The 23,256-nt window shown below is 40.7% G+C and carries 21 protein-coding genes; 12 read left to right on the forward strand and 9 right to left on the reverse strand.

Features of this window, described 5'->3' with window-relative positions; translation table 11 throughout:
- Positions 1–79: 79 nt before the first annotated feature.
- From rsfS to AB6T38_RS04720, 11 genes are all read left to right on the forward strand, one after another.
- Positions 80–397 (forward strand): ribosome silencing factor, encoded by a 318-nt coding sequence (gene rsfS, locus AB6T38_RS04670; protein WP_372546210.1) that lies wholly within the window; start codon positions 80–82, stop codon positions 395–397.
- A gap of 32 nt (positions 398–429) precedes the next feature.
- Positions 430–900: a 23S rRNA (pseudouridine(1915)-N(3))-methyltransferase RlmH gene (gene rlmH / locus AB6T38_RS04675; protein WP_348490033.1), complete on the forward strand. Its 471-nt coding sequence runs from the start codon at positions 430–432 to the stop codon at positions 898–900.
- Between the two features lie 2 nt (positions 901–902).
- On the forward strand, positions 903–2,816 hold the full coding sequence (gene mrdA, locus AB6T38_RS04680; RefSeq protein WP_372546211.1) for a penicillin-binding protein 2: 1,914 nt from the start codon (positions 903–905) through the stop codon (positions 2,814–2,816).
- Between the two features lie 9 nt (positions 2,817–2,825).
- Positions 2,826–3,944, forward strand: a complete 1,119-nt coding sequence (gene rodA / locus AB6T38_RS04685) for a rod shape-determining protein RodA (RefSeq protein WP_372546212.1) — start codon at positions 2,826–2,828, stop codon at positions 3,942–3,944.
- Positions 3,945–3,991: 47 nt separating this feature from the next.
- On the forward strand, positions 3,992–4,993 hold the full coding sequence (gene mltB, locus AB6T38_RS04690; RefSeq protein ID WP_372546213.1) for a lytic murein transglycosylase B: 1,002 nt from the start codon (positions 3,992–3,994) through the stop codon (positions 4,991–4,993).
- Between the two features lie 2 nt (positions 4,994–4,995).
- Positions 4,996–5,817 carry a septal ring lytic transglycosylase RlpA family protein gene (locus AB6T38_RS04695; protein ID WP_372546214.1) on the forward strand — a complete coding sequence of 274 codons (822 nt, stop codon included), beginning with the start codon at positions 4,996–4,998 and terminating at the stop codon, positions 5,815–5,817.
- A 285-nt stretch (positions 5,818–6,102) separates the two neighbouring features.
- Positions 6,103–7,275 (forward strand): serine hydrolase, encoded by a 1,173-nt coding sequence (locus tag AB6T38_RS04700; RefSeq protein ID WP_372546215.1) that lies wholly within the window; start codon positions 6,103–6,105, stop codon positions 7,273–7,275.
- Positions 7,276–7,320: 45 nt separating this feature from the next.
- Positions 7,321–7,584, forward strand: coding sequence for a DUF493 family protein YbeD (gene ybeD / locus AB6T38_RS04705; protein WP_372546216.1), 264 nt, complete (start codon positions 7,321–7,323; stop codon positions 7,582–7,584).
- Between the two features lie 18 nt (positions 7,585–7,602).
- Complete coding sequence (gene lipB, locus AB6T38_RS04710) at positions 7,603–8,253, forward strand: lipoyl(octanoyl) transferase LipB (RefSeq protein ID WP_372546217.1); 651 nt, start codon at positions 7,603–7,605, stop codon at positions 8,251–8,253.
- Positions 8,246–9,208 carry a lipoyl synthase gene (gene lipA, locus AB6T38_RS04715; protein WP_372546218.1) on the forward strand — a complete coding sequence of 321 codons (963 nt, stop codon included), beginning with the start codon at positions 8,246–8,248 and terminating at the stop codon, positions 9,206–9,208. The genes lipB and lipA overlap by 8 nt, the downstream gene beginning before the upstream one ends.
- Before the next feature lie 81 nt (positions 9,209–9,289).
- Complete coding sequence (locus AB6T38_RS04720) at positions 9,290–10,141, forward strand: peptidylprolyl isomerase (RefSeq protein WP_372546219.1); 852 nt, start codon at positions 9,290–9,292, stop codon at positions 10,139–10,141.
- A 9-nt stretch (positions 10,142–10,150) separates the two neighbouring features.
- On the opposite strand, the gene AB6T38_RS04725 is transcribed toward AB6T38_RS04720, so the two are convergent.
- The 6 genes from AB6T38_RS04725 to AB6T38_RS04750 form a co-directional block, all read right to left on the reverse strand.
- The gene (locus AB6T38_RS04725; protein WP_372546220.1) at positions 10,151–10,588 is read right to left on the reverse strand and encodes a MarR family winged helix-turn-helix transcriptional regulator; all 438 of its coding nucleotides are present in this window, start codon (positions 10,586–10,588) and stop codon (positions 10,151–10,153) included.
- A gap of 18 nt (positions 10,589–10,606) precedes the next feature.
- Entirely contained in the window at positions 10,607–10,891 is a 285-nt protein-coding gene (locus AB6T38_RS04730) for a putative quinol monooxygenase (RefSeq protein WP_372546221.1), read from the reverse strand.
- Positions 10,892–11,004: 113 nt separating this feature from the next.
- Positions 11,005–14,067, reverse strand: coding sequence for an AAA family ATPase (locus AB6T38_RS04735; protein WP_372546222.1), 3,063 nt, complete (start codon positions 14,065–14,067; stop codon positions 11,005–11,007).
- 10 nt (positions 14,068–14,077) lie between these two features.
- Positions 14,078–15,205, reverse strand: a complete 1,128-nt coding sequence (locus tag AB6T38_RS04740) for an exonuclease SbcCD subunit D (RefSeq protein WP_372546223.1) — start codon at positions 15,203–15,205, stop codon at positions 14,078–14,080.
- A 151-nt stretch (positions 15,206–15,356) separates the two neighbouring features.
- Positions 15,357–17,198, reverse strand: coding sequence for a DUF885 family protein (locus tag AB6T38_RS04745; RefSeq protein ID WP_372546224.1), 1,842 nt, complete (start codon positions 17,196–17,198; stop codon positions 15,357–15,359).
- A gap of 116 nt (positions 17,199–17,314) precedes the next feature.
- A complete protein-coding gene (locus AB6T38_RS04750) occupies positions 17,315–18,613 on the reverse strand; it encodes a M24 family metallopeptidase (protein ID WP_372546332.1) in 1,299 nt (432 codons plus the stop codon).
- A gap of 198 nt (positions 18,614–18,811) precedes the next feature.
- Between AB6T38_RS04750 and ansA the strand changes: the two genes are divergently transcribed.
- Positions 18,812–19,825, forward strand: coding sequence for an asparaginase (ansA, locus tag AB6T38_RS04755; RefSeq protein WP_372546225.1), 1,014 nt, complete (start codon positions 18,812–18,814; stop codon positions 19,823–19,825).
- Between the two features lie 28 nt (positions 19,826–19,853).
- Here ansA and AB6T38_RS04760 read toward each other — a convergent pair whose 3' ends face one another.
- Genes AB6T38_RS04760 through AB6T38_RS04770 form a run of 3 tightly spaced genes read right to left on the reverse strand, consistent with a single transcriptional unit; the run spans position 19,854 to position 23,255 of the window.
- Positions 19,854–22,658: a DUF349 domain-containing protein gene (locus tag AB6T38_RS04760; protein WP_372546226.1), complete on the reverse strand. Its 2,805-nt coding sequence runs from the start codon at positions 22,656–22,658 to the stop codon at positions 19,854–19,856.
- Positions 22,648–22,929: a DUF1315 family protein gene (locus AB6T38_RS04765; protein WP_348490049.1), complete on the reverse strand. Its 282-nt coding sequence runs from the start codon at positions 22,927–22,929 to the stop codon at positions 22,648–22,650. The genes AB6T38_RS04760 and AB6T38_RS04765 overlap by 11 nt, the downstream gene beginning before the upstream one ends.
- Entirely contained in the window at positions 22,929–23,255 is a 327-nt protein-coding gene (locus tag AB6T38_RS04770; RefSeq protein ID WP_348490050.1) for a hypothetical protein, read from the reverse strand. Before AB6T38_RS04770 ends, AB6T38_RS04765 begins: the two co-directional genes overlap by 1 nt.
- Between the last annotated feature and the right edge of the window lies 1 nt (position 23,256).

Raw genomic sequence — 23,256 nt, forward strand, 5'->3', positions numbered from 1 at the left:
GAAGTAATAGATAGCTATGCTAGTTTGTCTTTATTTCTGATACAATTTACAGCGAAAATTTGTTTTAAGAGGAACACAATTGGAAAGCGAAGAATTCAAAAAATTTGTAATCGAGAAAATCGAAGATTTAAAAGCCAGAGACATTGTTGATATCGATGTGAAAGGCAAGTCAACTGTGACTGATACTATGTTAGTTTGCTCAGGAAATTCCAAACGACATGTGGCATCAATTGCACAAAATGTGGTTTATGAAACCAAACAAGCTGGTCACCCGCCTCTGAGTGTTGAAGGACAAGAAGAAGGTGAATGGGTACTAGTTGACCTCGGTGAAATTGTAGTGCACGTCATGCAAGATCAAACTCGTGACTTTTATCAGTTAGAAAAGCTTTGGGCATAATAAACTAAAATCAATCTAGGAAATTAGTTCGAATGCGCATTCAACTGATAGCAGTAGGCACAAAAATGCCCTCTTGGGTAGAATCAGGTTACCGGGAATATGAGCGCCGTTTTAACGGCGACTTGCAATTAACACTTACCGAAATACCCGCTGGTAAACGAGGCAAAAATGCAGACATTAAACGCATATTGCAAAAGGAAGGGGAACTTACCCTAAATTCCATACCCAAAGGTAATAAAATAGTCACCCTTGAAGTAACAGGAAAAGCCTTGACCACAACTGATTTGGCAAAAAACCTCGCAGCCTGGCAGATGGATGGCCGAGATGTTAGCCTTCTAATTGGCGGTCCTGAAGGGCTTGCACCTGAATGTATTCAAGCGAGTGAACAAAAGTGGTCTTTGTCTGCCCTCACCTTGCCGCACCCATTAGTTAGGATAATCGTTGCTGAAAGTCTGTATCGAGCTTGGTCGGTGAATGCTAATCACCCTTACCACCGAGAGTAGTTTTGCCAGTTAACCGCGTTACGATTAAAGATCATTCAGCCGAAGCCAACCTTTTTGCAAGACGCAGCTTCATTGCAATGGTGTTGGTATGTTTGGCAATGATACTTATCATCAGCAACTTATATTATCTGCAAGTATCCAAACATTCAGATTATCAAACGCGTTCCAATGGTAACCGTATAAAGGTATTGCCCGTGGCCCCAAATCGCGGCCTCATTTATGATAGAAATGGCATTCTATTGGCTGAAAACAGACCGGTGTTTTCGTTGGAGGTTATCCCCGAAGAAATTGATGACTTAGATGATACATTAGCGCAGCTCACCAGCCTGCTAGATTTAAGCGAAGACGAAATCTCTGATTTCAAAGCAAGTATGAAACGGGTAAGACGATTTAAACCCGTATCACTACGTAACCGGCTTAGTAATAAAGAGTTGGCATTGTTCTCAGCCAATCAACATAAGTTTCCTGGGGTTTCAATTGAAGCTCGGTTAACTCGCCATTACCCTTTTGGCAGCGCACTTACCCACGTACTGGGATACGTGGCAAGGATCAATAAAAAAGACCTGCAAAAACTGAATGAAGCCGGACAAGAAGATAATTATGCTGCTACCCATGATATCGGCAAACTTGGCATTGAAAAATATCACGAAGAACTACTACATGGTTCAGTCGGTTATCAAGAAGTAGAGGTGAATAGCAAAGGACGTATTATTCGTACTTTAAATTTTCAACCTCCAGAACCCGGTCAAGATTTGATCTTAAATATTGACGTTAAAATGCAGTTAGAAATACAAAAAGTATTAGGTGATACTCGCGGTTCGGTCGTTGCACTGGATGCTAAAACAGGTGGCGTTTTAGCACTGTACAGTAACCCAAGTTATGATCCCAATTTGTTCGTTCACGGCATTAGCAGTAAAAACTATGCTAAATTACTGCAATCTACTGACCGTCCTTTAATAAACCGAGCGACCCAAGGTCAATACCCTCCAGCATCCACCGTTAAACCTCATTTGGCCCTTGCCGGCTTGGAAGAAGGCGTTATCGATAGTGAAACTCGCTTATTCGATAATGGCCGATACAAGCTCAAGAATGTGAGCCATGTTTGGCGAGATTGGATCCCGTGGGGACACGGCTGGGTAGATGTTAAAAAGTCCGTAGAGGTCTCCTGCGATTTTTTCTTTTACGATTTAGCTTATCATTTAGGTATTGATCGTATTAACGAGAGCATGACCGAATTTGGCTTTGGTGATTACACTGGTGTTGATATTTATGAGGAGTCCGATGGAAATATGCCAAGTCGGGGATGGAAAAAAGCCCGTTATAACGAACCTTGGTATATAGGTGACACCATTTCAGTCGGAATTGGCCAAAGTTATTGGACAGCCACCCCATTACAGTTAGTCAAATCAGTCAATACACTTGTAAATAGAGGCAAAAGAATTGTTCCACAAATTTTACGAGGACGCATTGTCAAAAACGAAATGGTGTTGGATCCTTTAAAAGAATTACAGCCTATCCCAGTTAAAAATAGCGAAAATTGGGATCTAGTGCTGTCTTCCATGTATGGGGTTATTCATGCACCTCATGGTACGGCACGTGGCGCTTTTGTTGATGTTAACTATGAGCCAGCAGGAAAAACAGGTACAGCACAGGTAGTGTCCATTGCCCAAGATGCCAAGTACGACGCCGAAAAACTGGCTGAAAAACATCGAGATAACGCTATGTATGTAGGTTTTGCCCCCTATCAAGATCCGCAAATAAGTATTGCCGTAGCCCTCGAAAATGCGGGTGGCGGTAGTTCCCAGGCCGCGCCTATAGCTCGCAAGGTGATGGACTTTTACTTTAAAGACAAGCCACCTCAATTGGTTCAGACTAATGTCGAAGAAACTGAAACCGTTTCTCAGACACAACAATAAGCCTTGCCCATGTTAAGAACGAAATTAGAACCTAATAAACAATCTATTTTCACAAAAATACACATAGACGTGACCTTGTTGATTGGTCTTTTAGTGTTAATGGCAGTGGGTCTAGTTACCATATATTCCGCAGGTGGCCAGGACATGGCACTTATCCAGCGCCAGGTTATTCGCCTAGGTGTTGCATTATTTGTAATGTTTATGTTGGCGCAAGTTCCGGTATTAGCCTATCAACGAATTTCAATATATTTTTATATCGCTGGTGTTTTAATGTTAGTCGCAGTACTGCTATTTGGGGTTTCAGGAAAAGGCGCTCAACGCTGGTTGGATTTGGGAGTTGTCAGGTTTCAACCATCTGAAATCATGAAGTTAGCCGTACCTATGATGATCGCCTGGTATATAAGCCGCTTTAATCTTCCCCCCAAAATATTGAACATTTGCATCGGCTTTTTATTTGTTGCTGTTCCAACATTACTTATTGCTAAACAACCTGATCTTGGAACATCATTATTGATTGCCAGTTCAGGGGTGTTTGTATTATTTCTAGCAGGGATGAGCTGGAGTCTAATTTTAATGGTCACCTGTTTAGTATCGGCTTTTGCCCCTGTAATGTGGTTCTTTTTAATGAAAGAGTACCAAAAACAACGGGTACTGACGTTCCTCAACCCCGAGAGTGATCCCTTGGGCTCTGGTTATCATATTATTCAATCAAAAATTGCTATTGGCTCTGGTGGAGTAAGTGGCAAGGGTTGGCTTCAAGGTACTCAATCACAATTAGAGTTTTTACCCGAAAGACACACTGACTTCATTTTTGCGGTATTTAGCGAAGAGTTTGGGCTGTTTGGAATTTTAGCCCTGTTAGCCATATATTGTTACATCATAGTGGTAGGTTTAATGATAGCAATGCGTGCTCAAGATGCTTTTGCAAAGTTATTGGCTGGCAGTATCACCTTAACCTTCTTCGTTTATGTATTTGTTAATATGGGGATGGTATCTGGTTTGTTGCCTGTTGTAGGTGTGCCTTTGCCCTTAGTCAGTTATGGTGGTACCTCAATGGTGACTTTATTAGCCGGATTTGGCATTCTAATGGCAATCAGTACTCAAAAACGTCTACTGTCCAGACAATAATAACTAAGTATCGGGCTAAATCAGACAAGTTTAGCCATGGAGAGAAAATGCGAGCTCTAGCAAAATTACTATTATGTTCCGCTTTATGTCTTAATTTGACGAAGGTTGCAGCTGAACAGTCGACCAAGCCAGAAGTTAACGATCAGATTGAAGCGTTCATTACTATGATGGCACAAAAGCATCAATTTGAACCAGATTTCATTAGACAAACTCTGAGTAATGCTGAAAAAAATCAAACTATTTTAGATGCGATTGCCAAACCTTGGGAAGCGAAACCTTGGCATCAATACTACCCTATTTTTCTAACCGACAAACGCTTGGAAAAAGGCGTTGAATTTTGGCAACAACACAAAGACGACTTACAACGAGCGGAACAAGAAACTGGCGTACCAGCGCAAATTATCGTTGCCATCATTGGTGTAGAAACATTTTACGGCGCATACAAAGGTAAGTACTCGGTTTTAGATGCGCTTTATACTTTGGGTTTTCATTACCCTCCCCGCTCGAAATTTTTTAGAAGTGAGTTAGCTGAGTATTTTCTTCTTACCCGAGAAGAAGGATTTAACTTAGATGAAGTGAAAGGCTCTTATGCTGGTGCTATGGGTTGGGGGCAGTTTATCTCGTCGAGTTATCGTCATTATGCAGTAGATTTTGATGGTGATGGTGTACGTGACTTGTTGAACAACCCAACGGATGCCATTGGCAGTGTAGCAAACTACTTCAAACGTCACGGTTGGAAGGACGGTGAACCCGTAGCATTTAAAGCGAGTGTCGTCCCGTCCAATGACAAAATTGATAAGCTGATTAGTAAAAGTTTAAAGTACAAACACACATGGCAAGATTTAGAGGCCGCAGGAGTGAGTCTAAGTGACGATGATTCATTAACTCCACAGCAAAGTGTAAAATTACTGGCGTTTCAACAAACTGACAACACTGAGTATTGGGTTGGTCTACCTAATTTTTATACGATAACCCGTTATAATCATAGTCCTTTGTATGCCATGGCAGTATTTCAATTCAGCCAACAACTAAAACAAGCAATGGAATAAAAATGAAAAGACTTGGTTGTTTGATATTTTGTATTTTAATTGCTTCATGCAGCAATACAGGCCGCTACAGCCAACATTCGGATTCAAAGCCAAAATCAATTAGCAGTGATATTGACTTTCGAGATGTCAAACCCAGCTATGAGCCCTATTTAGCCGCATCCATGCGACCTTATACCGTGTTAGGAAAATACTATAAACCCCTTAAAACCGGAAAAGGTTATGCTAAACAAGGTATTGCATCTTGGTATGGACAAAAGTTTCATGGCCATTTAACCGCAAATGGCGAAGTTTATAATATGTTTGCCATGAGTGCCGCACACAAAACCTTACCCCTACCATCAATTGTAAAAGTGACCAATATTGAAAATGGCAAAATTGCAGTGGTGCGAGTGAACGACCGTGGCCCTTTCCATGATAATCGAATCATTGATTTATCCTATGCGGCAGCAATGAAGATCGGTGTGTTAGATACAGGAACCGCCAAGGTAAAAGTAGAAGTTTTACACTTGGATAAAGATGGCACTCTAACGGTAGGTAACACCCCCACTACAGCACCAACAACTTTAGTCGCAGGGAATAAAAGTGAGCAGTTGTTCATTCAGGTTGCAGCACTTCAAGATGAAACAAAAGTGCAAGCCTTAGCACAAGGTTTACAAAGCCAATATCAGGTATCCGTTAACACGCCTAACGAAAATGGGTTATTTCGATTGCACTTAGGCCCCCTAAACGATGAAAGTCATGCAGAACAACTTTTACAACAATTAAAACAAGATGGCTACAGCAGTGCATTTCGTATTTATAGTCAATCAACATTAATACCCTAACCTTTGGTTAAAACTTCGCTGCTTTTAGTCCTGACAACTGAAAAATAACCGTTAACTAAACTTTTTTAAGTATTTAGCGGTCATATTATGAGTTGAAATATACGCCTGTACTGATTTACGCTGGCGCTAATTCATATAGAGTTGAAATTAAGCATGTCGTCCGACATAAAAAGTGAGCGATTAAACGAACTTGCAGATATTTTTCACGAAAGTAAATGACAGAAATGATATATTACGCAGCGCTCACGAAACACTTTTTAAAAGATTAATAAAAATGGTAGGTCAATGAACAATATTAAGTCTATTTTTTTCGGGTTATTTTGCTCAGTTAGCACAGCTGTATTCTCGGTTAGTGCCTTCTCAGCCGTGGTTATTCCCCCTCCTCCGACTGTCGCTGCAAAAGGCTTCTTGTTGATCGATCATAATACAGGTCATGTAATAGCGGAACTAAACGCGGATATTCAATTAGCTCCTGCAAGCTTAACAAAAATGATGACCAGTTATGTGATTGGGAATGAACTTAAACTGGGTAATATTTCAGAGTCCGATATGGTCACAGTGTCTGAAAACGCCTGGGCCAAAAATTTTCCTGACTCATCTAAGATGTTTATTGAAGTCGGTAAACAAGTTTCAGTTCATGATTTAAACCGAGGCATTATTATTCAATCTGGAAACGATGCTTGTGTTGCCATGGCTGAGCACATTGCAGGAACAGAGGGTGCATTCGTTAGTTTAATGAACGCCCATGCTGAAAAATTAGGAATGACCTCAACGCATTTCGTAAATAGCCACGGTCTACATGATGCAGATCACTATACCACGCCACGTGATATGGCTATTCTAGCCAGTGCTTTGATTAACGATGTTCCAGAAGAATATGCATTATATGAAGAAAAGGAGTTCACCTATAATGACATTAAACAATACAACCGCAACAGTTTGCTTTGGGACAAAAGTTTAAATGTAGACGGAATTAAAACCGGCCATACATCAGATGCTGGTTACAGTTTGGTGACTTCAGCGACCCAAGGTGATATGCGCTTAGTTGCAGTGGTTATGGGCGCAGATAGTGAAAGAGCCCGTAAAAACGAAAATAAAAAATTATTAAAATATGGTTTCCGTTTCTTTGAAACTATTACCCCTTATAAAGCTGGAGACAGCTTTGTTTCTCATCGCATTTATATGGGTGACAAAGAGACTGTAGACTTGGGAATTAACCAAGACACCCCCATAACTATACCTAGAGGTCAGGTCAAAAACCTTAAAGCAAACTTCGAACTAGACAAAAGCTTAGAAGCTCCTATCGCTAAAGGTGAAGTAGTTGGTAAGTTATATTTACAACTTGAAGGCGAAGATATTGCAGAATATCCCTTAGTTGCACTGCAAGAAGTGCAAGAAGGTGGTTTGTTTGACCGCGCATACGATTACATAAAATTACAACTTGGATTTGGTGACTAATCTATTTACTAACATTCAAATCCCTAAATTAGTTAAGAGAAAAAAGTGGATACTAAATTCGATAAATTGTTGGATTTTCCTTGTTTACAAACATTCAAAGTAATGGGAGTTGCCCATGAGCAACTTCCAATTGACGTAGTTTCTTGTTTACAAAATCACGCTCCAGGTGATTATAGTCCAACCATAAAACCTAGCTCTAAAGGCACTTATCATTCGTTATCTATTAGCGTGAAGGTGACGAGTAAAGAACATATGGAAACTATTTACACTGAGTTATCTAGCCTAGAGTTAGTGAGAGTTGTGCTCTAATGAATTTGTCAGTACCCGTTGAATAATATGTCTTTAATTGTTCGTCAATTAGGTAAACAAGCGTATCAGCCAATATGGCAGGCAATGCAAGACTTTACTGATACACGAGACGCTACAGTTGCAGATGAAATATGGTTAGTTGAACACTTACCTGTATTTACTCAAGGTCAAGCTGGCAAAGAGGAACATCTGTTGGCACCAGGGGATATACCCGTGGTTAAAGTAGACCGTGGCGGTCAGGTGACCTATCACGGGCCTGGCCAACAAACCATGTATGTACTGTTAAACATTAAACAACGTAAGCTCGGCGTAAGAAGCTTGGTTACGGCCCTTGAAAATTGTGTTGTGAACACATTACAAGACTATTCCATAAACGCCTACCCTAAAGCAGATGCCCCTGGCGTGTATGTAGATGATAAAAAAGTCTGTTCTGTTGGGCTTCGCATACGCAAAGGCTGTTCGTTTCACGGCTTAGCATTAAATGTAAATATGGACTTGTCTCCATTTAATCGTATTAATCCTTGTGGCTATGCAGGGCTTGAGATGATAAATTGCGCAACTATTGGTGGCCCACAATCTGTAAACGACGCTGGGACTAAATTAGTTGAGCACTTTTGCAATTTGTTAAATATTGATCACAAAGAATATAAAGAAGGTTTTGATGAGTAACGCACGACCACAAGCTGGAGTAAAACTCCGCGACGATGAGAAAGTAAAGCACATTCCCATTACTATTGTTCCAACTGAAAAAGAACAAATGTTGCGTAAGCCTGAGTGGATCAAAATTAAATTACCCCGTACAACGGAAAAAATTGATCACATCAAACAAACGTTGCGCAAAAATAATCTGTTTTCGGTGTGTGAAGAAGCAAGTTGCCCAAACCTGGCAGAGTGTTTTAACCATGGTACAGCGACCTTTATGATTCTAGGCGACATCTGTACCCGACGTTGTCCATTTTGTGATGTTGCCCACGGGAAACCTTTACCTCCAAGTGCTGAAGAGCCAATTAAACTGGCAAAAACCATTGCAGAAATGGGCTTGAAATATGTGGTCATTACTTCGGTTGACCGAGATGACCTTCGTGATGGTGGTGCACAACATTTTGTTGACTGCATTAATGCCATTCGTGAGCACAGCCCTACGACTAAAATTGAAGTACTTGTTCCAGACTTCCGTGGAAGAATGGATCGCGCGCTAGAGATATTTAAACAAGGCGTGCCAGATGTATTTAACCATAATTTGGAAACCATTCCTCGCCTTTATCGTGAATGTCGTCCAGGTGCGAATTACCAGTGGTCTTTAGATCTGCTTAAGAAGTTTAAGCAACAGCATCCTGAAATCCCCACCAAGTCTGGTTTGATGATGGGAATGGGTGAAGACAAGCAGGAAATAAGTGTAGTGCTTGACGATCTGCGTGCCCACGACGTTGATATGCTTACGTTGGGACAATATCTGCAACCTAGTAAACATCACTACCCGTTAAAGCGCTATGTACACCCCAGTGAATTTGACGAATTAGGTGATTACGCACATAGCATCGGTTTTACCCATGCAGCCTGCGGACCTATGGTTCGCTCCAGTTATCACGCCGATAAACAAGCGGCAGGTGTGGAAGTTAAATAAGTAAAACACAATAAAGTTTACGAATGAATCAAAGCCCGTTAATGTAATCATTAACGGGCTTTTTCGTATTAAGGAATTTCAATGAAATCATTTAGCGCTCTGTTAGTCTTACTTACCTTTTTTAGTGATTCGGCGTTAAGTAAAATTCAAACGGAATGGCGAGCACCTGCATTAGCAAACCAAGTTTATATGCAAACTGACGAAGGATTAGTGATCATCGAGCTTGCACCATTTATTGCACCTAATCATGTTACGCGGTTTAAAAACTTAGTGAACCAAGGTTATTACGACGGCTTAGACTTTTATCGGGTGATAGACGGTTTTGTTGCCCAAGCAGGTGATCTTGAGGATAAAAAACCAACTCAATTTAATAGTCCATTAAAGGCAGAGTTTACCCGTTCTATTCCCCCCATGAGTGCCTTTCAACTGGAACAAAAAAATGATTTTATGGCACCTGAAACTGGCTATTTACATGAATTTCCTGCCGGTCGAGATTTACAAAGCAAAGAAGAGTGGCTACTCCATTGTCCGGGTAATGTAGCCATGGCCAGAGATGTAAATAAAGACTCAGCCACTACCCATTTTTATATAGTCATTGGCCAAGCTACGCGACACCTAGATCGAAACATGAGCTCCTTTGGTCAGGTTATCTATGGCATGCCAGCCTTGCAATCCTTAAAACGGGCAAGTGTCAATGAAGCGAGTGGCGTTATCGAACAAGCTGAGCAGCGTAGTAAAATACATTGGATTAAAATGGCAGAAAATATTGCCCCTGAAGAGCGCATTAACATTGAAATACAAAAACAGGACTCTGATGCCTTCCAAAAGCGTTTACAAAGCGCTCGTGGTTTAGAAAGTGAATTCTTTCACTTTAAGGGTAACGGTAACTTGGACATGTGCTACTACAAGCCCAAAACTTACATAAACGAATAACGGTTTTATCTATACAGAGTTGCTTTGAGCACTGAGAATTTCAAAATAGCCGGGCAATATTGACCTCAGTAATTCTTTACTTGTTGGAGTCAAAGATAGCAAAACTGCCCTTGCATCTTGCTTATCCTTTTTGGAAGACAATAACGAGGCTTCAATAAGCTTCTTTATGGCTCGACTCAATACCGGCTTTGATACATCTAACCTTTCTGTTATTTCATGGGCAAAGAGGTGATCACGATCCGGCTCCCGATCAATCACCATCATGACTAAAAATCGTAATTGAGAAAGGTTGTGGCTAGCAAAGTAGTCCTCTAATTTTCGAATCAAAGTGCTGTATTCTCGCAGTCCTTGTAATTTTTTAGCGACATCTTCACTTCGCTCAGGAAAGTAATCTTCACTGTAGCGGTTTATCATTGCTTGAGTCGGTAGCTCTTTTAGAAAAAACATATTTTTAAACTTCTACCATTATTTGAGTAAAGCCATGGTTTTTATCTCAACAGGCTCAGCTAACCACTCTTGATAAGCAGCAAACACCTGTTTTGTATAATCTTGCTGATAATGTTGTTCAAGGGCACTTTCATCCTGCCATTGTTCATATAAAAATAGCTGTGTTTCACTTTGATTTGTGTGGACGTCAAATTGCAAGCAGCCTTCTTCTTTTCGGGTAGCTCCTAATATCCCAAGGATAGCTTTTTCTGCCGATTTAAAATATTGGGGCTTGGGAGTAATGGTGGCAAAGATACAATGCACAGAGCAATCCTTAATGAAAACAATATAGTTATCACGGTAACCATATACACTAAATTGTCAAGCAAACATGATATTTTATCTATTTATGCCATGGCTTTTGATATTCAGACTTCCTATGCAGTTAACACCTGAATTTGACTACCTGCTCTCCCTGATTTCACATCAACTCGCAGGGCCATTTGACTTTTTAACTCACTGACATGGGAAATGATCCCAATCATGCGGCCAGTGGATTGCAAATCGATTAAAGTACGAATGGCTAAATCTAACGACTCAGAGTCTAAACTACCAAAGCCTTCATCTATAAATAATGTATCCAGTCGAATACCACCTGAATAGGACTGCACAACATCAGACAAACCCAAAGCTAATGATAAGGCAGCCATAAAGGACTCTCCCCCTGACAGAGTGGCAACAGGACGCGATTTACCGGTGTAGGCATCATCTACTTCCAGTTCAAGTCCAGAGGCTTTGTTGCCTTTCGCACGCTCTTCTTTGCGAATAAGTTGATATCGGCCTTTACTCATTAACGACAATCGCTGTGAAGCCTGTATCAATACATCATCCAACAAGACACTGAGCACAAATCGCTGCAAGCTAACTTTATCACCGGTGAGTCCATTGGATACCTCGTATAAGGTTCCTACGGTTTGATACTGCGCTTCAAGTGCTTGGTTCTTTTTATGGGCAGCAACTAACTTGGTTTGCACCGAAAGGAGCTGATTTTTGCGCTCTTCTAATTCCCGCCATATGCGATCTTTTTCATTAAGCACTGAATTAGCCAAGGCAAGTTCGTCTTGGATCACAACAAGGTTAGGTTTGCTTTGCTCGGTTAATTCAGATTTAAGTTGGGAAACCGCCCCGGTTAAATTATCCAGTCTAGTTTTAAACTCTTCAATATTGGTTTGTAACTCAAGTTGTTGTTGATCACTTAGTTGCGCGGCTAAAAAAGCGTCTTCATTAATAAACTCACTTGCCCCTAAAGCGGTTTCCCAGGTTTTTTCTGCCTCTCGACTTTCGGTTTCTAGCTCAGTTAAGTTTGCCTGTAATGCCTGGTTGTTGGCATGGCCTTGGTCGAATTGAGATTGGGCGACTTCTTTGTCTTGTCGAGCAGACACTAAGGCCTCATTAAGCTGGCTAATCTTACGTTTTAGACCATCAATACTGGATTCTAGCTCGGAAATATTACGTTGCTGAAGGGGGACTTGTATTTCAAGTTGCGCAACATTCGCTTCAGCTGTGATCAAACCTTTCTCATCTACCGCTGCTTGGTCTTGCAAACCAGAGAGTTTAGTTTGGTACTCTTTGAGTGTGTTTTTATTGTTTTCTAGGTTTTCAGTTATAGTTGTCAGGTTTTTTTTAACCCTTAACAACTCACTGACTTTGTGCTGCTGAGTGTCGTGCTCAGTTTGCATCTGTTCTATGCTTTTAGATGCAATATCACCTAACTCTTGGTTTAGGGAGTCAATTAAGCTCTGTTTAACGGTTTCCTTACTGACAGCAGTATCTAATAGTGCTTTTGCCTTATCTCGCGTGTTAGTTGCTTGTTGTTCTAGGGCTCTAACCTCATCGACTTTTTCTTTGCTGGTGAACTCAATATCACCTTGTGTCGTGGCAATATTAGGGTGCTGCAAACTACCACACACAGGACATGCCTCTCCGTCTTCTAACTCTTGGGCCAAAATAGCCGCTTGACTAGCATGCCAAGAAAACTCGGTTTTTTTAACTAAGCGTGAACTGTCTAATAAGCTATTTTGGGCCGAATCATAATCACGTCTGGCCAGAGCACTTTGCTGTTGCAGTTGCTTTAATTCGTCCCGTAATTTCTGTAAATCTTTACCCTTGATCAAGTTTTGACTTAACTTTTCAAGTAATAGTTGTTGTGCTGCGATGGCGCTTACTTGCTCTGAAAGTTGCTGCCATTGTTGTTCTAAACCCGTTATTTGTGAACTGATAGTGTCAATCTGACCTTGTTGCTTATCAAGCTTACTTTTACTCTCAGCAGCTTGTGACCGGGCCTTTGTTTGTAACACTGTGGCGGCGTTTAAGCTTTGCGCCACTTTTAAAAACTGTTCCAGTTGATTGAGTTGTTTTTGCACAGATTCAACTTGTTGCTGCTCAACTTGCGCCGCGCTAAACTTTTCCACTGCACGTTTTAACTGGGCGTCATATTGGTTTAACGCTGTTTGGCTGTTAGCTAATTTTTCCTGCCCTTGAGCTAGTTTTGATGCCGCGCTCTTTTTGGCTTTAAAAAGAGGCGCTAACTTTTGTGCAACTTGGGCAAGCCTCAACTGTTGTTTTTGCTTGTCGAACGCGGGAATGGATTCTTTTAGTTGCTCTAACTCATCACTTTTCAACTCAAAGTCGGTGAACTTTTTAACTAATTGATTGGCCGCTTCTAAGGCTTTTTCCGTTTGTTTAACCTGGCTATGTGCATCTTGTTTTTGAGTAAATGCCAGTGCAAGTTCTGGTTTTATCTGCTCAATGCTTGTTGCAACCTGCTCTTCTGAGTTGACGTCAGCACTTTGCAATATGCCTTTTATTTGATTCTGATGTTGCTCCACCGCTTTTTTAATCTCTGCAGCTTGGAGTTTTAAACCATCTTCAATCCTCTTATAAATGGAAGTTTGAAATAACTGGCTAAATATCTTTTCGCGATCTTTAGAGTCCGCTAACAACAACTCTCTAAACTTTCCTTGAGGTAACACCATAACCTGACGGAATTGTTCAACATCTAATCCAATAAGACTTTTAATCTTGTTGTCAGCTTCTTTCACGCTAGATGAAACTAATAGCCGATTGTTCTCGCTACCATCAAGTTCCCAAAGGCTGGCTTTGGAATTTTGCGATGTGGTGCCTTCACCAACACTCTTAGCCCTTTCTTGCATGGGGATCCGAGAAATGCGATAGGCTTTGTTGCCCAAGCTAAAATCTAAGGTTACCTCGGTTAGTAAATTTATATCGGCGAAATCACAGCGCATTTGCGAGGCTGAGCGTTCAGCCCCTGTTGTTTGGCCATATAAGGCAAAACAGATGGCATCGAGTATGGAGCTTTTGCCCGCGCCTGTGGGGCCATTTATCAAAAATAAGGGGTTAGATCCCAAGTCCGCAAAATCAATACATTCAGTACCAGAAAAAGGGCCAAAAGCATGCACAGTCAGTTTAAGTGGCTTCACGTTAATATCCCTATTTGGTTAATTGATTAATTAGTTCACAGACCAATTTATCTTGATCCTCTGACATGGCTTGGCCGGCAATTTGCGAATAGAAATCTCGAAACATATCCAGCTCCCCTTGCTTTAACGACTCTTGATTTAATTGCGTTGAGTTGGTTTCTAACATGCCAGGTTTTTCAAGGTGCAACACATTGGGGTACACCTCTCTTAACTTACCCATGGGATCTAAGATTGCGTGCTTATCTGTTAGCCTAACTAAAAGATAATCGTCATTATTGGGGTCGACTTTACCTTGTTCTAAAATAGTGCTTAATTCCCCTTCAATAATACGCATGTCTCTGAGTGGCTTAAGCGCAAGGTGTGTCATTGATACTGGTATTTCAGGGTCGAATTCAACAAGGGTTACACCTTTTTTCTGGTGCTGTTCTGAAAAACTATATTTCATGATCGAACCAGAGTAACGGATATATTCTTTTCCTTTAAACTGCGGACTATGCAGGTGCCCTAAGGCCACGTAATCAAAGTCGATACAAGGTTGATAACTCACTCGGTCTGCACCGCCTATTTGTAGTGGTCGTTCAGAGTCAGATTCACTGGCACCATCAATAAAACAATGGCTGATCAATACATTTTTTTGTTTGTCTGACATTACTTTTTTAATTTCTTCGACTAAGTAACTATGGGCCTCATCATAACTGCTAACCCCCACATCAAAGGTATTTCTTACCATTGCTGGTTCACAATACGGAATGCCATAAAAAGCGACTTCAAGTCCGTTGACTTCAATAACCGTTGGTTGGGTCACTTGCTGTAATTCACCCATAATATGTAAACCCGATTGTTTCATCTGGTTGGCACCAAAACGGATTCTTTCGGCACTATCGTGGTTACCTGGGATTAAAATAGTCGGTATTTTCAACTCCATGCAAATCGTACTTAACACCCGATCTAAAAGCTCTACCCCATTGGCTGGAGGTAGTGCACGGTCATATATATCGCCAGCAATAATCAGTGCATCAACCTTTTCTTGTTTAATGTATTCAATTAACTGATTAAGAACGAAGTCTTGATCTTCAAGTAAAGAAACGTTGTGGAATTGACGGCCAATATGCCAGTCTGAGGTATGTAAAAACTTCACGAAAGTCCTATAAAATAAGCTGCTGGAAATAATTTCAATACAATAAAAAAGACGAGACCTAAGCCTCGTCTATGATACTACCCCATCAGCCTTGAGCTGAAAACGCACTTAAGGGTGTAAACCTGATTCATGACTCTTGAACACAGGTTGTTTAACTTTTTTGACTCTCGATCCAACGGTCAATTTTAGCTTCAAGAATGGGCATAGGTAATGCGCCATCGATCAACACTTGGGTGTGGAACTTGCGAACGTCGAACTTATCTCCGAGTGCGGCAGAGGCTTTATTACGCAACATACGGATATGACGTTGTCCTATTTTGTAAGCAAGAGCTTGACCACCAATGGAAATATATCGCTCAACTTCAGCGACGACGTCGCTTTTAGCCATAGAAGAGTTTTCTAACATAAAGTCGATAGCTTGTTCACGGCTCCAACCAAACGCATGTAACCCCGTATCCACCACTAAACGCATTGCACGAAGTTGTTCGTCACTTAAGCGTCCATACCACATGTAAGGGTCTGTGAAGAGCCCTAACTCTTTACCTAAACTTTCGGCGTATAAGGCCCAGCCTTCGGCAAACACAGTGTAACCACCAAATTTACGAAACTTAGGTAACCCCTCAACTTCTTGTTGAATGGCTATTTGAAAATGGTGTCCTGGTGCAGCTTCATGGATACTCAAGGTTTCCAATGAAAACTTAGGTTGGCCCTTTAGATCCCGGGTATTAATATAAAAAACACCAGGTCTGGAACCATCAGGCGAAGGCGGCATGTAGCTCGCTCCCGCTTCTGATGCTTCGCGGTATGCTTCAACTGGTTTCACCACATAATCCGCTTTGGGGAAAACTTCAAACAACAATGGCAGCTTCTGATTAATTTTTTCTTTTACTTCAGTGTAACCATCAATGATGCCTTGCTTAGAATCAAAATAGAATTGGTCATCTGTGCGCAAAAACTCAAAAAATGCCGGTAAATCGCCATCGAAACCTACGGTTTTTTTTACTTTAATCATTTCTGATAAAATTCGTGCTACTTCTTGTTTACCAAACTCATGAATTTCTTCTGCGGTTAGCGGTAAAGTAGTGTTAGTTTCAATACGATACTCGTACCATTTTTTTCCATCAGGAAGGGCTGATAAGCCCACAGTATCACGGCCATTTTCTAAGTACTCCCCTGCAACAAACTTTGCTACCTTGTCATAAGCAGGAATAATCTGTTGTTCGATAACCGTAATATATTCACGTTTTATTTCAGCTTTTTCTTGCTCAGAAATATTGTTATTTTGCTCTAACGCAGCAACAGGTCCATAAAATACGCTTTGGGTTACATCGTCAACAACGTGGGCTTCCAGTTGTGGAATCAGTTTTTTGATAATAGGTTTGGGGTGTACTACACCCTGTTTGATGCCTTCTCGCATTGTGCTGATAACACTGTCCATATAAGCCGCAAAACCAGCAGCGCGCTGCATAAAGTTGCGATAATCTTCTGCGCTATTAAAAGGCTGTGCGCTACTACCTGAGCCTAACATGGCAAAGTAACTGTGAACGCCGCCAAATTGGCTTATGGGCATTAAGTGCTCTGGTAATTCAAAACCGCGAATATCAACCTCAAGATCACGTTTAAAGACTTCATAACTAAGCAAATCTTGACCGCTCAATTTACTCGGGTCTATTTGCTTCACTGCGGCCAAATATTGTTTTTCAAAGGCCAAGTTTTTAGCCAATAATTCATCACTCAATGGCTCATCAAATTTATCGTTGTACTTAGTTTCCCCCACAAAAGTAGAGTAAATCGGATTCAAGGCCATTTTTTCATTAAAGTAATTTTCGGTTAAGCTTTGGATTTTTTGTGACTCGCTTAACTGGGACATGTTTTCAGCCGCCACTGAGCTAGCATTGGCGCTCTCATTGGTGTTAGCGCAACCTGCTAAAGCAATAGTGACAGACATTGCGATAAGTGCTTGCTTAGCAATAGGCTTAATGGTGAATTTCATATATTTTCCTGTGTTGGTGCGTGTTTATTATTTTTATAAGGGTTAAGAATAACAAAGCCTTTTCAGTTAGGCTTGTTAAAACAAACTCTGTAACACTTTTTAATCTGGCGCAGCCTTTATTGCGGCTGTATCAAATGAAAAGTTTTCTGCCGTACATCTAGGTATTGCACCCCCTTTTTATCAAAAAACGCATTTTCCTCTAACATAATGCGTATTTCTTTTTTCCACTCAGGAATAAAGGTGGCTGCGTTTAATTCGATGGAGTAAGCCGTGTTCAGATGCAACGGGTAATCACCTCTAACAGGCACCCCACCCTGTGAATCCCACATCCCTAAAGTGGTTCCTGCAGCATGGCCATGGTAGCCAATGGGATGGGTGTAAATAGAGGGTTTGATACCTTCAGCAATAGCTTGTTCGCGGGACATCATTAACACTTGATTACCGGTTCTTCCCGCCTTGAAATTTTGCGTGAAAATATCCTGTAAACGATTGGCCTTAGCAAATGCTTGTTTAAGGTAACTAGGCGCATCGGTTTCGCCGGGTTTTAACACGTAAGCATGCTGTTGTTGATCTGAGTTTAATCGTAGATAGGTCAAACCAAAGTCCACATGTAAAAGGTCTCCAGCTTGGATCACTTGTTCAGGGTTAGTGCCAGTAAATGCTTTTAGGTGATCAAATTTCACGCTACTTGAGCGTTGAATGGAAACAGAGGGATGAAACCAATTTATTAGCTTTAACTCTCTACTTTTCTCCCGCAACCACCAAACAACATCCTCAGTGGTGGTTTTACCTGGGGTAATGACTTGATTAGAAAAGGCCTCGGCAATTAAGCCATGGCCAATTTTAATTAATTCTGGGTACACTTGCATTTCTTTGTCGCTACGGGTTTCTAACCAAGCGATGGCTAAATTTTGTGATGAAACCACTTTTTTCGACAACTGAGCTGGCAAGGCGTCCATTAGCTCTTCGTATTCCGTTGCGCTAACTCCATCAGCCAACGCAAAATGAGCGGATTTATTTAATGCAATTTTTTGCGGATTCTTTTGCTGTATTAGCTCCACAAGTCGCTGCCATTGGTTCGGTTGTTTTTCTTTATTCCAACCTTTTCTAAACATACTATCAACGTCGTATCGGCTCACGGCAAGACGCTCAATTGCTTGCCCGTTTCCTGGATTAAACAGAACCAAAATGGTCCTGCGTCGGGCGGATAACCAAGTCGCTGGCAACATGGTTTTTAACACTGGATCTTCGTTATACTCTCGCGAGATCAAAATCCACATATCAATGCCTTCGCGCTCCATCAACTGCGGAAGTGTATGCTCCAAACGATCTTGCAATATCTCATCTATTAACGCTGCACGGTCACGCATGCTCATCACTTCACTGTGGCTAGCGCCAACATACAACGTACTCATGAGAATTAATAATAATGGAGTCAGCGCCTTTAAATTGATCAAAATAAGTCCTTAAATTTCGTTTCGAATAGTGACGATACATCTTTAGCCCATTTTAACTATTTTTGTGAATATTTAGCTTAATTACAACAATATATCGTCTACTTGCGAAAATTTCAGGTTAGAATAGCAACATTAAATAAATAGTTAATAAGCAAGATGACTCACACTAAGAAACGCATTTACGTAGCCTATACCGGAGGCACCATCGGTATGCGACCTTCAACCCAAGGTTATGTACCGGTCTCGGGATTTTTAACTGAAACCCTGAACAATATGCCAGAATTTCATCGTCCAGAGATGCCCGAGTTTACGATACATGAGTATCAAAGTTTAATTGATTCGTCGGATATGAGCCCACAAGATTGGCAAAATATCGCCGATGATATTAGCGAAAACTATGACGACTATGATGGTTTCATAATTTTACATGGTACAGATACCATGGCCTACACCGCTTCTGCGTTATCTTTTATGTTAGAAGATTTGGGCAAACCGGTAATCGTCACAGGCTCACAAATCCCTCTCGCTGAATTACGTTCAGACGGGCAAGTAAACCTGTTAAATGCACTGTATATCGCTGCTAACTACCCTATTTCAGAAGTATCTCTGTATTTCAATAATCGTCTATTTCGTGGCAATCGCAGTCGCAAAGTTGACGCTGATGGTTTTGCTGCCTTTGGCTCGCCCAATTATCCAGAGCTACTTAGAGCTGGGATTGATATCGAACTGGTTTCTGGAACAATCAGTCAGCCAACACAAAAGGTTATGAAGGTTAGTCCTGTTAATGCGCAACCCATAGGTGTGGTCACCTTATATCCTGGGATCAGCGCTGAGGTAATTAGAAATACCTTACAACAACCGGTTAAAGCATTGGTGCTACTGAGTTATGGCGTAGGCAATGCACCACAAAATGCGGCCTTATTAGCGCAGCTAAAAGCTGCACAACAGAACGATATTATTGTTCTAAATTGCACCCAATGTTTTAGTGGTAAAGTAAATATGAGTGGTTATGCCAATGGCCATGTATTGCGTGAAGTTGGGGTAGTCTCTGGTAACGATATGACACCAGAAGCCGCTTTAGCAAAACTACATTATTTACTCAGTAAAGAGCTCTCTGTAGAAGAAATTAAACGTCAATTAGTCACCAATTTGCGCGGTGAATTAAGTTAATTCACCAGCGCGTTTTTGGAAACATGAATTAACTAATAAAGTGGGTCTTCACACGTTCAAAGACCGCAATATCTTTAGTTGTAGCGTCAACGGGTAATTTTCCAGCTTTGATAAACTGTAATAACAAACTGTCTTTATCCAGCTGTTCACCGTGTTGAAGCTTGTCAGTCATCATTTGTAACTGCAGCTTTTTACGCAATTGAAGATCTTCTTGTGGACTTTCAACGGCCTCCAGAATATCTAGCAACACAGCTATCTCAGTACGATTAAAATCAGTGGCATTGTTGCTTAGATAAGCTTGTTTCCAAGCTTGTGGAAATTGCTCAAGCAAGTCATCCCCATTTCCATCATCCAATGTACCATTCAGTAAACCAAACATACTCACTAACAGTCCACGTTTTTTGTTACTGTGAACTGACTGTTTTTTGTTAATTAACTGTTTTTCAATTTTCGCTATTTTATGGCTAAGGGTCTTTAAAACCTTGTCTTCAAGTGCGCTATTAAACCCAAGCAATTGCTCAGTAACCTGTTCAATGGCAGAAAAACTATCAGCCTTATTGGCCAACTCCTGAATTTCCAGAAGTTTGGTCTGTGCTTCTTGTGTTTCTTTTTGCAAGGCTTGTTTTGAGCTCGTTTGCATATCATTACGTTTGGCAAATAACTGATCGTTGATACTTCTAAACTCTTTCCACAATAATGAGTCCTGCTTACGACCGGCGTTGCCAATATTCTTCCATTGAAGTTGTAACTTTTTGGCTTGTTCAACTGCCTCATTAATATCTTCAAGTTCGATTAAATTTTGCGCCTGTTTAACAAGTGATTGCTTAGACTCTGCATTTTCTTGGTAAAATTGCTGAATCCGCTCTTTTAAGGGCTTTAAAGCATTTGCATAAGCGGCATTGATGTTATCTAAAATTTTGTAGTCTACTTTACCAATCTGCTTCCAGCGTTGTTGGATCACAGAGACCTCATCGGCAATGTCACTTATCCCTTTGTCTTCAGTTTGTAACTGTTTGCATTGCTCTATTAACTCTAACTTTTGCTGTTCATTCTCTTTGCGTTGAGACTCCATTTCTGCAAAATGTAACCTACAAGGTTCAAAAGCTTTTTCTATGGCCATATCAAACGCTTTATTAAGAATGGAATCAGCTTCATTGCCAGTGTTACCTAGGCTATTCCATGCACTTCTCAAACGCTTTACTTCTGCAACTTGCTGCTCGATTGGGAGAGGATGTAATGCAATGGTTTCGGCTTCTTTTAACACTGCAGGTTTGCGCGGTTGAGCTATATATTGTTGCCAACCTTTGAGGTTTTCGACTTGTTCTTTAATAGTTTCAAGCTGGCGACTAATATATTGCTGATTTCGTTCGGGCAATTGCTCGTACCAACTCGTTACTTTTGAATATAAACTTATTGCAGCGTTGTACTTACCCTGTGAAATCAAACTGTCGATGGCTCGGAGTTTGGCTTTACATCGATTCTCGTTTTGTTTTACATCGGCTAGTAGCTTAGCTAAACCCGCGTTAAATTCTTTTCGGCGGTCTTGCCATTGTTTTTCAAGCTCTTTTGGCCATCCTGAACCATAAGGTTCAGATAATGCTTTCCAATATAACGTTTGCTCAGACAAAAATTCTTTTGAGGCACTGATCTGACTAACGTCTGACGGCGGCGCTAAATGTGAAAACTTTTCAAGGAACTCTTTACCTAAGGTCACTGCTTTTTTAAATTCAGGCAAACGTTCCAAGGTTGAGCGACATTGCGTTATTTGCGCAGAGATATAATCCCAAGATTTTTTTAAATCATTGTAATGTTTTAATGCTGGTAACAAACTAACTAATTGCTGCTGACACGCTTGCAATGCATGTTCATAAGCTTCCACTGCACCTAAGGTTACCTTTTCTACGTCTTGGGCCAGTTCCTGGTTTGCGCTAGTGAGTATTGAAGTTACTTGGTCAGCAATTTCATCAAGTTGTTTTTTAAGGGCACTAGCTTGTTCAGCAGCTTCGAAACTAGGCGCTAACTGTTGAATTAAGTGAGTAATCTTATGACTTATCTCTTCGAAGCGAGCATTTAATTGAATTTTGGTTTCATCTTTAAGGTAAGAAAACTCTTGTTGCAGTGACAAAAAAGAATTAACCAAAGCGTCATTTTGCTGTTTGATATGTACAAAATCAGATTTGTCTTTTAGTGCCAACAATTGGGACAGCACTAACTTTGCATCTTTCTCAATTTCTTTAGGTTTGAGTTTTGCTTGTTCAAGTTGTTTTAGTTTATCACGGATGGCATCTGCTACAGCAGAAGATGTAGCTCTTTTAAGCCCTTTGTTTAGAGTCGATTCGTCATCTATTAAAGGCAATAAACTCAATTGCACTTTTTCATTATCACTATTGATAAACGTCTGTTTAAGAACGTGAGGTTTATTCAGCTTATTCAATACCGTGAGTAATAAACCAGATTCATCGTTTTTTACCGCAGGTAGTTGCAGCATTTTTTCCAATAATGAATTACTTTTACATTCAGCAATAAAGCGTTTTCTTTCTTGATCACTTATGACTAAATCACCTTGCTCAAACAAAGCACTTTCAACCATTGCTTGAGCACGCTTTTTAACACGTTCTGATTTAGCGGTGTCTGCCATTTTACACCATAACGCAAAGCTATTAAGGCGGGTTAATGCTGCTAGACTGACGTTAGGATCTTCATCATTGAATGCAAGTTCATGCAATTGAGATTTGTGTTGTGACTCTTCTGGGACTAGGTTTGCAATTGCTTGAATTCTAACTTGAGGGTTAGGATCCTGATATTTGGGTCGAAAAAAGTGTTTAAAAATCATCCTGTTTAAACCGCGCTATACTGCTTTGTGGAGCAAATTGCTCTTTTAGTTGTTGACGACTTTTATGATTAATCTGGCCATCGGCATTTAAGGTCATGTGCTGATCAAGCTTTAAAACTTTCACTTGATACATCATGACCGCTTGCATGCTGCTCTCTCGTTGACTTTCTGTCAAGGGTAGACCATCAAGCCACTTACCGGTCTCTACCGCTTGTAATAACTTTTCATAGGTTTCTTGTGTCATAGATGACACTAACGCATCAATACTCACTAATTTGCTCGCTTTAAAAAGATTAATCGAATTCGATTGACCACATACCAAACAAAACCAGTAACAGAGACGGCAATAGCAATAGTATGTTGAAGATCACCTGGCTGTGCCCCACCCCAATACATAAAACCAAAGCCAGCGACAAACATCAACATCGCTAACATGGAATGATTTTGTATACTGTGTTGTTTTTTAAATTTGTTAAGGTTCTTTTTTCGTAACAGATCTTCAGCCGAAGCATCCCCCACTGCAAAACCACAATGAGAACAAGAATCTGCTTTATCAGAAATTTTCTTATTACATGCTGGGCATTCTATTAGTGCCATA

Origin of the sequence: Aliiglaciecola sp. SL4 (genome assembly GCF_041538045.1) — a bacterium.
Taxonomy (GTDB): domain Bacteria; phylum Pseudomonadota; class Gammaproteobacteria; order Enterobacterales; family Alteromonadaceae; genus Aliiglaciecola.

Bases quoted from the DNA above. Each gene is read 5' to 3' on its own strand.
- rlmH (WP_348490033.1), top strand. From the start codon at position 430: ATGCGCATTCAACTGATAGCAGTAGGCACAAAAATGCCCTCTTGGGTA.
- rodA (WP_372546212.1), top strand. From the start codon at position 2,826: ATGTTAAGAACGAAATTAGAACCTAATAAACAATCTATTTTCACAAAA.
- mltB (WP_372546213.1), top strand. From the start codon at position 3,992: ATGCGAGCTCTAGCAAAATTACTATTATGTTCCGCTTTATGTCTTAAT.
- AB6T38_RS04695 (WP_372546214.1), top strand. From the start codon at position 4,996: ATGAAAAGACTTGGTTGTTTGATATTTTGTATTTTAATTGCTTCATGC.
- AB6T38_RS04700 (WP_372546215.1), top strand. From the start codon at position 6,103: ATGAACAATATTAAGTCTATTTTTTTCGGGTTATTTTGCTCAGTTAGC.
- lipA (WP_372546218.1), top strand. From the start codon at position 8,246: ATGAGTAACGCACGACCACAAGCTGGAGTAAAACTCCGCGACGATGAG.
- AB6T38_RS04720 (WP_372546219.1), top strand. From the start codon at position 9,290: ATGAAATCATTTAGCGCTCTGTTAGTCTTACTTACCTTTTTTAGTGAT.
- AB6T38_RS04725 (WP_372546220.1), bottom strand. From the start codon at position 10,588: ATGTTTTTTCTAAAAGAGCTACCGACTCAAGCAATGATAAACCGCTAC.
- AB6T38_RS04745 (WP_372546224.1), bottom strand. From the start codon at position 17,198: ATGAAATTCACCATTAAGCCTATTGCTAAGCAAGCACTTATCGCAATG.
- AB6T38_RS04750 (WP_372546332.1), bottom strand. From the start codon at position 18,613: ATGAGTACGTTGTATGTTGGCGCTAGCCACAGTGAAGTGATGAGCATG.
- ansA (WP_372546225.1), top strand. From the start codon at position 18,812: ATGACTCACACTAAGAAACGCATTTACGTAGCCTATACCGGAGGCACC.
- AB6T38_RS04760 (WP_372546226.1), bottom strand. From the start codon at position 22,658: ATGATTTTTAAACACTTTTTTCGACCCAAATATCAGGATCCTAACCCT.
- AB6T38_RS04770 (WP_348490050.1), bottom strand. From the start codon at position 23,255: ATGGCACTAATAGAATGCCCAGCATGTAATAAGAAAATTTCTGATAAA.